Genomic DNA, 14,887 nt, shown 5'->3' with positions numbered 1-14,887 from the left:
CCGACGCCGGCTCACACGCCGTCTCGGGCTGCCACCGTTGGTGGCTAGTTGACGACGTTTGACGGTGTCTAGTGCCCCGGGTGTGCCCCCGCGCCGCCGGAGGTGCCAGCCGGACAGTCATAGCCAAGCGGGTCGCATCCGCTCACTGCGCAGACTCTTCCTGTCGGCGGTCTTGTCGGGCATCGTGCCTGGTGCCGGCGATTTCGGGTCGTCGGCGCACCTGGTCTCCACCGGGCCACCGCCTCGTCCGCTCGACCCTGAGAGGTCCGGCATGAGTTCCGCGGGGCCCGGTGGTCCCAGGACACGTATGACTGGCGACAGGGCTGCGCGCCGTTGAGCGCCGATCAGTGAGCGACCGGCTTTCGTGTCCTGAGACCACCAGCTGCCCACCTGCTGCTGCAACAGCAAGGAGGACACCATGAGTGTCAAACACGACCCCTCGACGCGTCGACCAACTGCGGGCATCGACTGGGCCAGCACCGAACACGCCCTTGCAGTCGTTGACCCCGACGGTGTCGAGGTTCAACGGATGCTCGTCGAGCACACCGCTGCGGGGCTGAGGAAGCTGCTGCGCTGCCTGCAGCAGGCCGCGGTGCTCGAGGTCGGTATCGAACGCCCTGACGGACCCGTCGTCGATTCCCTTCTCGAGGCAGGACTCACGGTCTTCGTGATCGCCCCGAACCAGATCAGGCACCTGCGCCGCCGCTACGGGGCGGCCGGCAACAAGGACGACCGCTTCGACGCCTACGTCCTGGCCGACACCGTCCGCACCGATCACCACCGCCTGCGTCCCCTCACCCTCGACTCGCCCGCGACAGTCACGCTGCGGATGACCGTCCGCGCCCGCAAGGACCTCATCGCCGCCCGGATCGCGATGGCCAACCAACTCCGCGCCCACCTCGAACACGTTTTGCCCGGCGTGATCGGGCTGTTCCGCGACATCGACTCCGCCATCACCCTGAGCTTCCTCACCCGGTTCCCGACTCAGGACAAGGTCGACTGGCTGTCGCCACGCCGACTGCAGAGTTGGCTGCGCAGTGTCTCCTACCCCAACCCGGCACGAGCCGGGCTGCTGCACGCACATCTGCTCGCGGCTACCCGCGGAACCACGGGCCCTGAAGCCACCGCCCGGGCGCACGTCACCGCCGCATTGGTGGTTGGGCTTACTGCCCTGCGAGAGCAGATCAACGCCCTTGAGGAGCAGATCGAAATCCAACTGCTGCAGCATCCCGACGCGGCGGTGTTCACGTCTCTGCCCCGGGCGGGGATCGTGCGAGCGGCCCGCCTTCTGGCTGAAATCGGTGACGCCCGCGGCCGCTTCCCGACACCGGAGGCACTCACCTGCCTGGCCGGTGCCGCACCCTCGACCAGACAATCCGGGAAAGTGAAAGTCGTTGGCTTCCGATGGGCCGTCGACAAACAACTCCGTGGAGCGGTCATCGACTTCGCCGGCGACTCCCACCGCGCCAACCCCTGGGCTGCCGACCTCTATCAACGAGCCCGAGCGCGGGGCCACGACCACCCCCACGCCACCCGAATCCTCGCCCGTGCCTGGTTGCACGTTATCTGGCGCTGCTGGCAAGACGGCGTCGCCTATGACCCCACCCGCCACCGAGCTCTGCAGGCCGTCCTCGCGCCCGTCGCTTGACACAGGGCTACTCATGCCGCGATGCGCGCGTTGCGGCGTTCAGCGCCCGGGCCACGACCAGCAGGCCAGGATGAAACGAAACTGATTGGCGCGGGCGGATGTGGCTGGCATGATCATGCGACCCGGACGGCGACCGGCCCGGACGCCGCGGTTACCAAAGGTGATGCGAGTGGGACTCTTCAGACGGCGACCGTTGACTCCCGTCGGGCGGCTCATGGCCGCCGCCGGGCTGCCCACTGCGGGTGGTGAGATCCCGGTGCGGGACGTCGTCATGGACGTGGTGCAGCGTAGGAGCGGGCGGGTCAGGGCAACTCTTGCCATCGTCGAGGAGTTGCTGGTTGAGGAGGGCGACGCGTCGCGTATCGCGCTGGACTTTCTCGAGGATCTCCAGAACGCGGCGTCGCACGGGACGGAGGGACTGTTCACCACGAAGGAGCTGCTGCCGTTGCGCGGACCCCGGACGGTGGAGGGCTGGGAGACGGTGGACCGGTTCTGGGCCGCTGTCGTCGCCTGGTGCGACGAGAGCGGGGTGGAGCTGGAGTCGAGTGAGTCGCTCCGCGCCGTCGAGCATCCTGGACTGCGGTCGATCATGTGGCCCTCGTGCCGGAGCCTCGCAGACGGGCGACGGGTAGGTCTCAGCAATGTGGTGCTGTACGAGAAGGCGGTTGGCGTGCCGTTGGCCGGCTTCGGTCACCACCCGACGGCATGACCGGACGGGCGGCGGCGCGACCAGCACCCCGCCCCGCCGGAACCCGAATCATGTGCCGGGAGCCGCGATCGCGGCTCGGCCGGGCGGTAACCGGGTGTAGCCCGGGAGGCGGCCTGGCATGCGACGGCGAGGCTTGCTCGACCGACGTCGTCGACCCTTCTGACACGTCGGTCTCTGTACGCTCCGGCGTACCTACCTACGTACGGAACCCGTACGCCGACATCGCCCTCCGCCGCGTACGGGCAGGCTGTCGTGCCCACGGCGGCCCATCGGGTCTCCCACCGGCCTGACAGCGGCGCCGGCGGGTCGTTGAGTCGGCGGCTGTGAGACCCCGACGCCGCCGCCGTCGGCGGGGCAGGAAGGGCAGTCACCGCCGCCAGCGCGGCCGAAACGGCGCCATCGATCGCGGTCCCACCCGCGTCCGGATCCGACAAGGTGGCCAGCACCTCGAAACCGGCCGGACCGCGGCGCAGGACACTGACCTCCGCACCCCCACCGACGTCACAGACCGCGACGAGCGATCCCACCGGCAGCTGCGTACCCGTCGCGAGGAGGAATCCGGCCACCGCGACCGGCGCCTCCACCAGCCGGGGCTGCGGCAACCCGGCGCGGTGAGCGGCATGCCGCATCCACGTCCGCCGCCGCGGACCCCACCCGGCCGGAACCACCAGCCGCACATCCTCGACCGGGCCCCCGACGACCCGCTGCACCTCACCACCGACCCGACGCAACGGCGCGGCTACCAGGTCCAGCGGGTCGACCTGCACACCAGCGACCGTCACCGACTGCTCCGGCGACCGCCGCGGAGCGGGAACGAAACGCCCCGGATCGGCACCCGCGGCCCGCAGCGCCGCATGCCCGGTCAGAACGGTCCCGTCCGAGGCCAGCATCACGCCACTGGGGAACCCGGGCTCACCATCGAACAGCAGCGGAACCCACCGACCATCCGGCCACGCCACCACCGCCGACGTGTTCACACCTCCGCAGTCGATCGCCAACCGCGCCCCGCTCAAGCTCATAGACCACAGTCAAACACGCAAATCATGGGTCCGTCACTGACCAATTACTCAGCGCGGCTGCGGACGCGGCTCGGTGGAGACGACGGGGGCCGGTCACCGACTGGGAAGCCGCAGTGCCGCTGCCACACGATTACACGGCGCGCCCCGATGGGCTGGGCATGCTCATCGACGACCTCGGCGACCCGCGGCGGACCGCGACATCAGCCGAAGCTGCCGGCGCGGCCGGCTGGGTCCACGCCGTTGTCCTCACCCCCGGGCTGCCGACCGTCGAACAGGCGGGATTGGCGCGCCTGCCGAGACAAGCCCTCGATGCGGGACATCGTCGGCCATGGCTCAAGCAGACACTTGGCGGCGGCGCCTATTGAGGCGGTGGGGTCGCGGCGTCCCCGGTTTGCTCGCGCCACTGGCCGCCGCCGCTGGCGGTCATCAAGCGTCGGACCATCGCACGGGCGTCGTCTTCGCTGGCGAACTCCCAACGCAGTACCCGTCCGGTCTCGGAGTCGCCGGCGCGGGCGACGACATGCCAGAGGGTCTCGCGGCTGAGCCACACGTCTCGCCGGGTCAGTCGTCCCCAACCCCGTTCCACCAACGCCCGACCAACTCGACCACCATTAGGTCATCGTACATATGTACGATGACCTGGTGTGAGGTTGGCTCGGATCCGCGAACGACGGGTGGCTGCCTTCAGATGGACAACGTCATTGGCGATTGTGTTCGTAGAGGGCGGGGCCTGGATGGGTTCTCACCGGCGGGTACCACCAGGTGCAACTGTGGGGTGAGGAGTGCAGCCCGCCGCTGTGGTGCTGCGGGCCGCGGCTGAGGTGTGTCAGTAGGCGTAGGTGACGGTGAGGGTGACGTTGCTGCAGGAGTTGGCGCCGCCGCCGGGTCAGCCGGGAGGTGCCCCCCGGGGCTGCCACTGCGCTGCGTCAACTGCGGCAGCCCGGTCCACGGACGGGCTGGCACGGCCGGTCGCCGACGGGACACCGCCTGGTACATCCACTGCCCCGCCTGCGCGGACCTCGCCGCCCGGCAGATGGAGGCCCTCGATCTTCTTTCTCGCTGTTGGTGCCCCAGTTGGACCACCCGGACTCGCGGCGCTGCTGGATGCCGAAGCCGCCGGACGGCTTCGAAGTCCACCAGACCATCCCGTAACCGGTCTTGGTGTTGAGGGCCGCGCTGCGGTCCGCCGGACCGACGAAGATCGTCGACTGAACCGCCGCCGGGACGTCCACCCCGAGCGGGTCGACGGTCACCTTCCAGAAGCGATCCGCCGCGTCGGACGCGCGATGGGCCTCCGCACGGACGGCGGCCAGCTCGCTGCGGATCCGGTCGTGCGGGAGGAAGTCCTCCCACGCGCTGAACAGCCGCCAGTACCAGTCCCAGTTGGCGGCCGTGATGTCGCCGGCGATCGCGTCCCGGTACGCCCGCAACTCGGCGGGCGAGTCGTCGGAAATCTGGGCCACGATACGCCGCACCGAGCGCGCAAGAATGGCCGAGTAGGGCGCGCCCTCGCGGAAGGTCGTGGCGCCCCAGGTCGCGAACCTGTCGAACACGAGCGCGCCCACGCCTGCCTCGAACTCGTCGCCGACGGTCAGCTTGTCCACGACCGACCGGCCATCGACCTCGGTTGCGACCTCGCTCAGCCGGTAGTGGCGCTCGAACCAGGGGGTGCCAAGCGTGAACGTCCAGTCGATCGTGATCCACTTCCCATGCAGCTCCGGAAGCAGTCCGTCCGGGATGCGGACGGTCATGCGGTACATGTGCAGGAGCGGTCCGACCTCGACGGGAACGACGTCCGCGATTGCGTGCTCCGGCGGATTGATCAGCCCGTTCTCGGGGTGAAGAACGGCGCGTACACGCCGCCGATGGCATTGTCGCCGCCCGGGATCAAATCGACGCCCTGGACGCTGTCCATGAAATGGCGGATGCCCCACTTGCTGTCGGTCGTGCCGCGGGCGGTGCCGCGGCACAACTCAAGCTCGAACGCTCCGGTGTCCAGTCGCACGACCCCGTCGGCCTCGACGACCGGCCGTGCCGCGATGGCCTTGCCGGCGTCCGGCGCCGCCGCATCCGCGAACAGCCGCATCGTCTGCCGCGGGACGCCGTCCAGGTCCATGATCGCGACGCCCCGGCCCGGGTCGGCGGCGAGCAGCTGCACGGGGCGCGGAGGGCCGTCGCCGAGGGCCGCCGAGTACTCGCGGTGGCCGGTCGCGGGCAGCTCGAACGTCAGCGGCTCGGCAGTGCGGGGGCGCCCGAGCGAGCCGACGACCTCGTACTCCGCGGTCGGGCGGGGGACATTCACCATGACGGCACCTCTCCGAGGCGCGGCGGGTCGGCGCCCTCTCTCCGAACGGTGACGCCCGCGCACGCGAGCGCGGCGCCGACGGCGTCGGCGATCGTCTCCTCGTCGATCCGGAGACCGTCTCGGCCGCTCGTCGCGAGGAGCCGCCAGATCAGCGCGGCCATGAATGAGTCGCCCGCGCCGATTGTGTCGCGGACGTCAACGCGCGCCGCCGGGGCTGCGATCTCCCCGCCATCGAACACGGCGTGTGCTCCCTCCTCGCCGCAGGTCATCAAGGCCAGGCGCGCGCCGCCGGCTTGCCATGCCCGCACGGTCTCCAGGGGGTCGCGGTCCGGGTACAGCAGCTCGGCATCTTCGTCGCTCGCCTTCACGACGTCGCTCCGGGAGACATACCACTCGATCTCGGCGCGACGATCCCGGGGGTCGCCGACCACGTCGGGCCGGATATTGGGGTCGAATGAGCGGATGACTCCCGCTCCCGCGTCGTCGAACGCCCTCCGCACGCTGCTCGCGCCCGGTTCGAGCAGTGCCGCGATCGATCCGGCGTGGATCCAGCGGACGTCCCGGGCCGCCTCGCCGACCGGGGCGAGAGAGGCGTCGAGGTCGAACTCGTACTCGGCCGCACCACTCAGGTGGATGTTCGCTCGCGCCGTGCTCGTCGGGGCGTCGACCACCGACACCGCGGTCAGCTCCACGCCGCTCGCGCGCAGGTGGTCAAGGATTGCGCGTCCGTGCTCGTCGCTTCCGATCCGCGTGTGCAGCGCGGTGGGGACGCCGAGGCGTGCCACGCCGACCGCGACGTTGAGCGGGCTCCCGCCGGGGCGGTGGGACGGGTCCGCCCCGGCGGTGCGGACGATGTCGACGAGGGACTCGCCGACGACGAGCAGGTCGGTCATCGATCGGCGCCGGCTTCGAGCCGTACCGGGTTCTCGAGCGAGGCTGCCACCGTCCGCCAGGAATCGGCGAAGCGGCCGTACGCGGCGCGGATGGTTACATCCGTCGGCAGCTCCGGGCACTCGTTCTCGCCGTTCGTCCCCCAGTTGCTCCAGCCCGACTCGCGGCGCTGGACGATCTGGAACCGGCCGACCGGCTTCGACGTCCACCAGGTCATGGCGTACCCGGTGCCGGCGTTGATCGCCGCGGTCTTGCTGGAGGGGCCGACGAAGACCGTGGCCTCCTCCGTGGTGGGCACCTCGACCCCAAGGGCGGCGTCCGTCGTCTTCCACTCGCGCGCGGGCGAGTCTGCGGCACGGTGGGCCTCGGCGCGCACCTCGGACAGGTGCGCCCGGATCTCGTCGTGCGTGAGGAACGACTCCCACGCGCTGAACAGCCGCCAGTACCAGTCCCAGTTGGCGGACTCGATGTCGCCGCCGATCGCCTGGTGGTACGCGTGCAGCGACGGGGAGGACTCCTCCGAGATCCCGCTCGTGATCTGGTGGACGCGGTTCGCGAGGATGCCGGCGTAGGGGTCGCCTTCGCGATAGGTCGTGCCGGCCCAGGACGCGAAGTGGTCGAAGAGCACGTCGCCGGGGCCCGCCTCGAACTCGTCGCCGACGGTGAACTTGTTCACCGCGGCGCGGCCGTCGACCTCCGTCGCAAAGTCGGAGATGTCGTAGTGCCGCTCGAACCAGGCGGAGCCGGCCGTGAACTGCCAGTCGATCGTGAACCACTTGCTGCGCAGCTCCGGCAGGAGCCCGTCGGGGATGCGGCCGGTCAGACGGTATTTGTGCAGGAGCGGGCCGCGCTCCAGGACCTCGACGTCCGCGATGACGTGCTCGGGCGGGTTGATGAGCCCGTTCTCCGGCGTGAAGAACGGCGCGTAGAAGCCGCCGATGCAGTTGTCCCCGCCCGGGATGAGGTCGACGCCCTGCTCCTTGGCGAGCAGGTGCCGGATGCCCCACTTGGAGCTCGTCGTGCCCTTGCCCGTGCCTCGGCACAGCTCGATCTCGAAGGGGCCGGTGTCGAGGCGCACGACGGCATCCTGCTCGCGGGCGGGCACCTCGGTGATCGCGGAGCCGTCCGACTCGGGAGCCGCCGCGACCACCGTGAGGGGGAAGGGGCCAGTACCCTCCGGGATGTCGAGGATCGTGACCAGCCCGCCGGAAGCGAGCCGCTGCACCGGCGCGAGCGGACCGTCCCCGAGGCGGACGGAGATGACGGAGTCCGCATCGACCTCGTCGAGGAACACCGGCTCGCTCGCGCGGGGCGTGCCGGTTGGGTTGGTGAGTCGGTACTCGGCGAGCACCGTTGGGCCGTCGTTCAAGGTTTTCCCCTCTCGATGAGGAATTGGGATGGATGGCTCAGGTGATGCAGAGGTTGTCGGGGCACCCGCAGCTGCCTCGACGGATCAGGGCGACGGGCAGGACGACGCGCCTGGGCGGCACGTCCGAGTCGACCATCGCCATGAGGAGGTCGACCGCCTCCTGTGCGATCCGCGCGAAGGGTTGGCCGATCGTGGAGAGTCCGGGAGCAGTGAAGGCGGCTTCCGGGATTCCGTCGAAGGAGACGAGGGCGAGATCCTCAGGTACGCGCAGCCCCGCGTCCGCCGCTGCGCGGAGCACGCCGACCGCGAGCTCGTCCGCAATGGTGAAGACGGCGGACGGGCGGTCGTCCGTAGCGAGGATCTCGCGAGCGGCCGCGTACGCCGCGCTTCGGGCGATACGGACGTAACTCGTCTGGCGGACCGTGACATCGTCCCGTCCGGCCACAGCCTCGAGCGCGCCCTCCATGCGCTCGTCGGACTCGGCCGACGGGCCCACCATAACCGTGATGTTCCGGTGGCCGTGTTCGAGGAGGTGCGCCATGGCCTCGCGTCCGCCGGCCCGGTTATCCACCTCTATCGCGCTGTGCTGGTTGCCCACCGGCGATCGGTCCACGAACACGGAGGGCAGTCCCGACTCCTCGAGGAGATCGATGATGTCAGGCGACCGGCTAGAGCTGACGACGAGGATGCCGTCGACCCGTCCATTGAGGAAGGTACTGAGGTAGGCGAGTTCTCGAGCGGGATCCTCTGCGGAGTTGCCGAGCAGCAGCGTCATCCCCTGCGCATGCGCAGCCTCCTCGATGGCGCGCGCAAGCTCCGCGAAGTAAGGGTTGCTGCTGTCGGGCACCACGATCCCGAGGACCGCGGTGCGCTGCAGCTTCAGCGCGCGGGCGAGGCCGTTCGGGCGGTACCCGAGCTCGCGCACCGCAGCCACCACCTTCGCCCGCGCCTCCTCGGAGACGACCCGCGGTCCACCGTTCATGACGTAGCTAACGACGGCGGTGCTCACCCCGGCGAGACGCGCGACGTCATTTCGATTGACCACGTGAGCCCCTCTTACTGAAACCGGACGGCGGACGCGCCCTCGATCTGCGTCTGCATGTAGGTCCGGGCGTGGCGGGCCAGGTCGTCCGAGTCGCGCCACAGATTCCGCCAGATCGCGAGCGTGTTCGACAGCACGGGATCCACGACGGTCGAGGAGAAGGACTCGAACGTGATCGGCCCGGTGTAGCCAGAGCTCGCCAGTGCCGCGAAGAAGCTGCGGAAGTCGATCGTGCCCGACCCGAGATAGCCGCGGTGACTCTCCCCCACGTGCACGTAGCCCAGGCGATCGCCGCACACAGCGATGGGGGAGGCCATGTCCGGCTCCTCGATGTTCATGTGGTAGGTGTCGAGGTGGACATAGACGTTATCGCGGTCCACGGCGCCGAGGAAGTCCATCGCTTGCCGCGCTGTGTTCAGGAGGTTCGACTCGTAGCGGTTGACGACCTCGAGCCCGAGCCGGATGTCCGACGCAGCGCCCGTGTCCGCGAGGCGCTGGATGCTCTCCACGCTGTTCGCGTACGACCGCGGGGACGCGGGCCCCAGGTGCTTGCTCATGCTCCCGTAGATCACCCCACACAGGTAGTCGCCGCCGAGGTCCCGGACCACTGCGGCGGCCCGGTGCAGCAGGTCCTCGCCGCGCCGTCGGATCTCCTCGTCCTCGCTGGAGATGTCCGTGGCGGGCGAGAGCCCGAGCGAGGCGACCATCGACAGCCCGTGCCGGTCCAGGGATCTCCTCGTCGCGTCGACGTCGATCGAATAAGGATCAAGCAGCGCCAGCTCGATGAGGTCGTAGCCGGCTGCGGCCGTCCGCCGGATCGCGTCGTCGGCCGTCTCCGGCGTCCACTCGCCGGTCCAAACGAGGGCATGAATGCCGTAGCGGTGCGAGGTCGACGCGGCGAGGGAGTCAGAGGTCATGAACGAGCTTCTTTCGATAGGGCGTTGGCGCCGGCGTCGGGCGTCGGGGCGGCACCGGTCATGATCGCGACGGCCTCCGCCGGCGTGTGCGACTCGGGCGAGATCGTGGCGATCCTCCGCCCGAGGCGCTGGATGTGGATCCGGTTGGCGACCTGGAACACGTTGGGCATGTTGTGGCTGATGAGAATGACGCCCAGGCCCGCGTCGCGCAGACCCGTCACGACATCGAGCACCTGCGCCGTCTCCCGCACGCCGAGCGCAGCCGTCGGCTCGTCGAGCACGACGATGCGGCTGCCGAACGCGACGGCCCGGGCGATCGCGACCGCCTGCCGCTGGCCGCCGGACAGCGTCTCGACGACCTGGGTGATGTCCTGGAGGGTGCGGATGCCGAGCTTCGACACGTTCTCGGCCGCGAGCTGGCGCATCCGCTTGTGGTCGAGCATCCGGAGGACCCCGCCGAGCGGACCGCGGCGACGGATCTCCCGGCCGAGGAACATGTTGGAGGCGATGTCGAGGTCGGGCGCGAGTGAGAGCGTCTGGTAGACGGTCTCGATGCCTGCGGCGTGAGCGTCCTGCGGACGGCGGAAGGATACCTCGCTCCCCGCGACCTCGAGGGTCCCGACATCCGGGATCTCAGCTCCTGTCAGGCATTTGATGAGAGTCGACTTCCCGGCGCCGTTGTCGCCGATCACGGCGAGGATCTCGCCCGCGTTCAGATCCAGATCTACGCCGTCGAGGGCGACGACTGGACCGTAGGTCTTGACGAGTCCGCGCGCGCGCAGGATTTGCTCGGCGCTCATCCCTTCACCCCCGCCCGGCGGATCCACTGGTCGAGGGCGACCGCGACGAGGATCAGGATGCCGATCGCGAGCGTCTGGTACAGCACGTCCACGCGGGCGAGCGAGAGGCCGTTGCGGAAGACCGCGACGGTGATCGCCCCGAGGAACGTGCCGAGCAGGGTGCCACGGCCACCGAAGAGGCTCGTGCCGCCGATGACGACCGCGGTGATGGAGTCGAGGTTGACGTCGACGGCCGCGCTGGTCGTGGCGGCGTTGTTGCGGCCAATGAGGATCCACGCGGACAGGGTCACGAGGAAGCCCGCGACCGCGTACACGCTCATTAGCACGCGGCGGGTGTTGATGCCGGACAGCCGGGCGGCGAGGGGGTCGCTGCCGACGGCGTACAAGTGCCGGCCCCACCCGGTCTGACGCAGCACGAAGCCCATCCCGAGGTACATCAGCAGCATGAGGATCACGCCGACCGTGAAGTTGAACGGCCCGACGCTGAAAGCCGCCGCCGTCCAGAGGAGGAATCCGCCGAGCTTCTCGCCCTGGATCGCGACGCCGTTGCTCATGAGGAGCGCGAGAGCCATGAAGATGCTCAGGGTGCCGAGCGTCGTGATGAACGGTGGCAGCCGGAGCACCGAGACCAGCACACCGTTCAGGAGGCCGGCAAGGACGCCGACCAGGATGCCGATCGCGAAGGCGATGGGCCCTGGCAGGCCGGCGAGGCCCACCAGGGATCCCATTACCATCGAGACGAGGATCATCAGCGCGCCGACCGAGAGGTCGATGCCAGCGGTCAGGATGACCAGCGTCTGGGCGACCGAAAGCGACCCGACCACCGCGACCTGCAGGAGGATCAGCGAGATGTTACCCGGGCTGAGGAAGCGATCGTTCGCCAGCCCGAACGCGAGCATCGCCACGAGCAGCACGATCAACGGGCTGATCTCGGGATGCAGGTGCAGCATGCGATGCACCCTCTGGAGCGGGGTCAGCGGGCGGGTCTTGAAGGCCTCGGCCGCGGACAGTTCGGTGTTGCTTATAGTCGTCATCATCATACCCTCAGGAGGTGCAGGCCTTCATCGCCTCGGCGCCGGTGACGCTCTCGAGGCCGGCGACGGTCTGGTCGGTGACGAGCTCGACGCCGGTGTCGATGAAGCCGTCGGCGTTGTCCGTCTTGGGCTTGGCGCCGGTGCGTACGTACTCGACCGCCGCCTTGACGCCCTCGGCGCCCATCTTGCCCGGGAACTGCTGCGAGCCCGCGCCGAACTTGCCGCCGATGACCGTGTTGATGTCCTCGCACGCGCCGTTGATCGACGTCAGGAGGGCGTTGACGTTCGCCGCCTTCAGTGCCTGGTATGCGCCGAGGCCCGGTGCCGTGTTCGACGTGTAGACGACGTTGATTTTCGGGTTGAGCGAGAGGCACTTCTCCATCGCCGTGCGGCCGCCGTCTTGCGCGCCGTCGCTGTACTCGTGGCACGCGATCTCGTACTCGCCACCAGAGTAGGTGCCGGTCTCCGCCTCGTCGCCGATCTTCTTCGGGTCGCCGAGGGCGATGCCCATGCCGTCAAGGAAGCCCTGGTCGCGCTGGTAGTCGACCGAGACGACCTTGTCCGCGAACAGGTCGAGCATCGCGATGACCGCCTTCTGGCCCTTGAGCGAGCCCGCCGCCCACTTCCCGATGGCCTGGCCCGCGGCGAAGTTGTCGGTGGCGTAGGTCGCGGTCGCGAGGTTCGCCGGGCTGAAGGGGGTGTCCAGGGCGAGCACCAGGACCCCGGCATCCTGCGCCTTCTTGACCGCGTCGTTGACCGCGGGGCCGTTGTTCGCAATGAGGATCGCGTCGTCGCCGCGAGCCGTGGCGTTTTCGATTGCCTGGATTTGGCCGTCGCTGTCGGTCTGGTCTTTGCCAGCCGCGACGGTGATCTCGACGTTCTGGCTCTTGGCCTCCTTCTTCGCGCCGTCGATCATGGCTACCCAGAACGGGTCGCTGGGGTCCTTCGTGATGATGCTCACGTGGATCGTGTCCCCGCTCGCCGATCCCGACTGACCCGAGCAACCGGAGAGCAGTAGGCCCAGTCCGGCGAACGTCGCGGCGGCCGACAGCAGGGGCCCGCGGCGTGACAGGTTTCGATGCATCCCGACTCCGTTGGTGAGTGACGCCATACGTGGCGTGTTCGATGAGCTATCTACAGCAGTAGCTACAGCAGTAGATTGGCACCTCGAAGAGAACGGTGTCAACAACCCAGCGACACCGTTTTGACACCCCACAGCCGGCACTGCCCTCGATGTGGAAAGACCCAGCAACACGGGCGTCGGGACTACCTCACGGTCGTCGGCCAACTCGCCCCATCAGGGGCACCTGCCAGCACAACGGCGACGCTTCCAGCGCGACCGGCGACCGGCGACCAACCCACCGAGCAGAATCCTCGTGATTGCGACCCGACTTCAGCCACAGAAGTAAGTGGATCAGCAGGTCAGGCCACTGCCATCCATCGAGGGCCGTCGGTTTAGGAAACCGATGCTCTATCCCCTGAGCTACGGGGGCGCGAGTGGTCAGTCTAACGACCTCCGGGTCGACCCGCGTTGGCAGGGAGTGACCCACCTTGACCTGCCTTGACCTGGCGGGGTGTCCCGACCGACGACCACACGGCGACCACACCGGGCCGGTCGACGACCATGATCATTAAACCCAGCTGGCCTGGAGTGGCACGGATTGACCCGGGGTGACCCCCGCTGGAGACCACACGGCGAACACATCAGCAAGATCAGTAAGGAACATCAGTGACGCCCTGACTTCGCACTGTACACGCCCCATCACCGAGCAGGCACTCTCCCTACTCAAGGGCCCTACTCACACCCGCGCCGAGGACCCTCACCACGACGCTGCTGTCGGGGCAGGCGGACACTAGCTCCCACGCCAGGGTCGGCGAACCTGCCGCCCCGCGAGATGAGTAGTGATCAAAGATGGTGACGTGATGGACGCCAACACGCGCCGCCGCAAAGCCCTGCGCATCCCGGTGGGCCGAAGAAGTGAGGCAGTGGCAAGCCGATCTGGCGCGCCTCCCCCGCCTGCGGCCGGGACCCGCTCGGCACCCGGTGAACCTAGGTGAGATCAGCAATGAGGTCCTCCATGACATGCTCCTCTTCCACCCGCGTGGCCTGCTGGATCATCGCGTCGACGAGGCCGGGCGCCCAGGGGTACTCATAGAAGGGAAAGTCCGGTCTGTTCAGCGCTGAGCGTCTTGTGGCACGGGTTGCAGCTGCGAGGTAGCTGTCGCGGTCCATGCGCCATGGGTGCGCCCCCATCTGCATCATTTGATCGGCGATCGCCAGCCCTTCCCAATCGAAGTCGCCGTGGTAGGCGATGTCGGCACCGTGGTTGAGTAGGTGTTGCAGTAGCAAGGTCGCGGCATGGCTTGGCCAGCCCTCGACGCAGATCAGTGGCGGACAGTCGCGCCCAAGAGCATTAGTCGCCTCGGCAACGACCGCGACGTTCTCGCACACCCAGACGCGCGTCTCAGGAGGCAGCAGTGGTGCGGGCTGTTCGCTGACAAAGTTGTCGACCTGGCGCAGAGTGATCACGGCAGGTTCGCCGCACCGGGCATGAGCGCGGAGCACGGTTTCGAAAGATGTGGTGCCAGTCGCCTTGAAGCCGGCGAGGAGGACTCTGCTTGACAGGTCGTCCGGGCGGAGACCCGCAAGCCTCCACAGTGTTCGTGGGTACGCGGATGCGATCGGATCTTGGCCTTACTGAAGGCCGAGGGCCCGCAGTACAAGGTTGGCCAGTGGGCCTTTGTCGAGGGCGTGCGCCGACCCGAGGATGTTGGCGGCGAGGCGGGTGACGCTAATGCCATCGGCGGGTAGGGCGTCGAGCACGGTGAGGGCGTCTGCTAGCAGCGGTTGCCGTTTGCTGATCTCGGCGGGGAGCGCGCCGAGTGATATTTCGGCGGCCACCCATCGCTGTAGTTCCGGGCTTGCGTTGACGCGCGGGTGTTGTGCCGCAGAGGCCCACAGCTCATCGGCGGCATTTCGTAGCTGTTTTTAACGTGCGGCCCGGTCGTCGAGCGGTCCGTCGAGGGCTTCCATTGACATCCTCTCCGCCCTAAAGGGCGGAGATTCCCTCCACGCTGCGCGTGGAAGACGCGGCGTCCGGGTGGGTTACCGCTTCTCTGCGCGGTGCCAGCATCGCTGCTGGTCTTACCTGC

The 14,887-nt window shown here is 68.6% G+C and carries 14 protein-coding genes and 1 pseudogene; 3 read left to right on the top strand and 12 right to left on the bottom strand.

Annotated elements, in window-relative coordinates:
• The first annotated feature begins 418 nt into the window (after positions 1-418).
• Positions 419-1,648, top strand: coding sequence for an IS110 family transposase (locus tag ABZS37_RS29735; RefSeq protein ID WP_355174408.1), 1,230 nt, complete (start codon positions 419-421; stop codon positions 1,646-1,648).
• A 169-nt stretch (positions 1,649-1,817) separates the two neighbouring features.
• Positions 1,818-2,357 carry a hypothetical protein gene (locus ABZS37_RS29730; RefSeq protein WP_355174406.1) on the top strand — a complete coding sequence of 180 codons (540 nt, stop codon included), beginning with the start codon at positions 1,818-1,820 and terminating at the stop codon, positions 2,355-2,357.
• Here ABZS37_RS29730 and ABZS37_RS29725 read toward each other — a convergent pair.
• On the bottom strand, positions 2,339-3,247 hold the full coding sequence (locus ABZS37_RS29725; RefSeq protein ID WP_355174458.1) for an Hsp70 family protein: 909 nt from the start codon (positions 3,245-3,247) through the stop codon (positions 2,339-2,341). The two genes, ABZS37_RS29730 and ABZS37_RS29725, sit on opposite strands and share 19 nt — an antisense overlap.
• 287 nt (positions 3,248-3,534) lie before the next feature.
• Here ABZS37_RS29725 and ABZS37_RS29720 point away from each other — a divergent pair, with 287 nt between their 5' ends.
• On the top strand, positions 3,535-3,741 hold the full coding sequence (locus ABZS37_RS29720) for a hypothetical protein (RefSeq protein ID WP_355174404.1): 207 nt from the start codon (positions 3,535-3,537) through the stop codon (positions 3,739-3,741).
• Between the two features lie 561 nt (positions 3,742-4,302).
• On the opposite strand, the gene ABZS37_RS29715 is transcribed toward ABZS37_RS29720, so the two are convergent.
• The 11 genes and pseudogenes from ABZS37_RS29715 to ABZS37_RS29665 form a co-directional block, all read right to left on the bottom strand.
• A complete protein-coding gene (locus tag ABZS37_RS29715) occupies positions 4,303-5,127 on the bottom strand; it encodes a hypothetical protein (protein WP_355174402.1) in 825 nt (274 codons plus the stop codon).
• A 71-nt stretch (positions 5,128-5,198) separates the two neighbouring features.
• Positions 5,199-5,681: a hypothetical protein gene (locus ABZS37_RS29710; RefSeq protein ID WP_355174400.1), complete on the bottom strand. Its 483-nt coding sequence runs from the start codon at positions 5,679-5,681 to the stop codon at positions 5,199-5,201.
• Entirely contained in the window at positions 5,675-6,574 is a 900-nt protein-coding gene (locus ABZS37_RS29705) for a carbohydrate kinase (protein ID WP_355174398.1), read from the bottom strand. The genes ABZS37_RS29710 and ABZS37_RS29705 overlap by 7 nt, the downstream gene beginning before the upstream one ends.
• Positions 6,571-7,941: a hypothetical protein gene (locus tag ABZS37_RS29700; RefSeq protein ID WP_355174396.1), complete on the bottom strand. Its 1,371-nt coding sequence runs from the start codon at positions 7,939-7,941 to the stop codon at positions 6,571-6,573. The genes ABZS37_RS29705 and ABZS37_RS29700 overlap by 4 nt, the downstream gene beginning before the upstream one ends.
• Before the next feature lie 37 nt (positions 7,942-7,978).
• On the bottom strand, positions 7,979-8,986 hold the full coding sequence (locus tag ABZS37_RS29695; RefSeq protein WP_355174394.1) for a LacI family DNA-binding transcriptional regulator: 1,008 nt from the start codon (positions 8,984-8,986) through the stop codon (positions 7,979-7,981).
• Between the two features lie 11 nt (positions 8,987-8,997).
• Entirely contained in the window at positions 8,998-9,900 is a 903-nt protein-coding gene (locus ABZS37_RS29690; RefSeq protein ID WP_355174392.1) for a sugar phosphate isomerase/epimerase family protein, read from the bottom strand.
• Positions 9,897-10,700: an ATP-binding cassette domain-containing protein gene (locus tag ABZS37_RS29685; RefSeq protein ID WP_355174390.1), complete on the bottom strand. Its 804-nt coding sequence runs from the start codon at positions 10,698-10,700 to the stop codon at positions 9,897-9,899. The genes ABZS37_RS29690 and ABZS37_RS29685 overlap by 4 nt, the downstream gene beginning before the upstream one ends.
• On the bottom strand, positions 10,697-11,734 hold the full coding sequence (locus ABZS37_RS29680; protein ID WP_355174388.1) for an ABC transporter permease: 1,038 nt from the start codon (positions 11,732-11,734) through the stop codon (positions 10,697-10,699). Before ABZS37_RS29680 ends, ABZS37_RS29685 begins: the two co-directional genes overlap by 4 nt.
• 10 nt (positions 11,735-11,744) lie before the next feature.
• Positions 11,745-12,818, bottom strand: coding sequence for a substrate-binding domain-containing protein (locus tag ABZS37_RS29675; RefSeq protein ID WP_355174386.1), 1,074 nt, complete (start codon positions 12,816-12,818; stop codon positions 11,745-11,747).
• A 966-nt stretch (positions 12,819-13,784) separates the two neighbouring features.
• Entirely contained in the window at positions 13,785-14,264 is a 480-nt protein-coding gene (locus ABZS37_RS29670; protein WP_355174384.1) for a DUF2399 domain-containing protein, read from the bottom strand.
• A 165-nt stretch (positions 14,265-14,429) separates the two neighbouring features.
• A pseudogene (locus tag ABZS37_RS29665) lies at positions 14,430-14,702 on the bottom strand (TIGR02679 domain-containing protein); the annotation flags it as partial.
• Positions 14,703-14,887: the final 185 nt, after the last annotated feature.

The sequence above is a fragment of the Micromonospora sp. NPDC005413 genome, from assembly GCF_040606435.1.
Lineage (GTDB): Bacteria > Actinomycetota > Actinomycetes > Mycobacteriales > Micromonosporaceae > Micromonospora.
This window is presented reverse-complemented; position numbering and strand designations above follow the sequence as displayed.

Bases quoted from the DNA above. Each gene is read 5' to 3' on its own strand.
- ABZS37_RS29735 (WP_355174408.1), top strand. From the start codon at position 419: ATGAGTGTCAAACACGACCCCTCGACGCGTCGACCAACTGCGGGCATC.
- ABZS37_RS29725 (WP_355174458.1), bottom strand. From the start codon at position 3,247: ATGCTGGCCTCGGACGGGACCGTTCTGACCGGGCATGCGGCGCTGCGG.
- ABZS37_RS29720 (WP_355174404.1), top strand. From the start codon at position 3,535: ATGCTCATCGACGACCTCGGCGACCCGCGGCGGACCGCGACATCAGCC.
- ABZS37_RS29715 (WP_355174402.1), bottom strand. From the start codon at position 5,127: ATGACCGTCCGCATCCCGGACGGACTGCTTCCGGAGCTGCATGGGAAG.
- ABZS37_RS29710 (WP_355174400.1), bottom strand. From the start codon at position 5,681: ATGGTGAATGTCCCCCGCCCGACCGCGGAGTACGAGGTCGTCGGCTCG.
- ABZS37_RS29705 (WP_355174398.1), bottom strand. From the start codon at position 6,574: ATGACCGACCTGCTCGTCGTCGGCGAGTCCCTCGTCGACATCGTCCGC.
- ABZS37_RS29690 (WP_355174392.1), bottom strand. From the start codon at position 9,900: ATGACCTCTGACTCCCTCGCCGCGTCGACCTCGCACCGCTACGGCATT.
- ABZS37_RS29685 (WP_355174390.1), bottom strand. From the start codon at position 10,700: ATGAGCGCCGAGCAAATCCTGCGCGCGCGCGGACTCGTCAAGACCTAC.
- ABZS37_RS29680 (WP_355174388.1), bottom strand. From the start codon at position 11,734: ATGACGACTATAAGCAACACCGAACTGTCCGCGGCCGAGGCCTTCAAG.
- ABZS37_RS29675 (WP_355174386.1), bottom strand. From the start codon at position 12,818: ATGCATCGAAACCTGTCACGCCGCGGGCCCCTGCTGTCGGCCGCCGCG.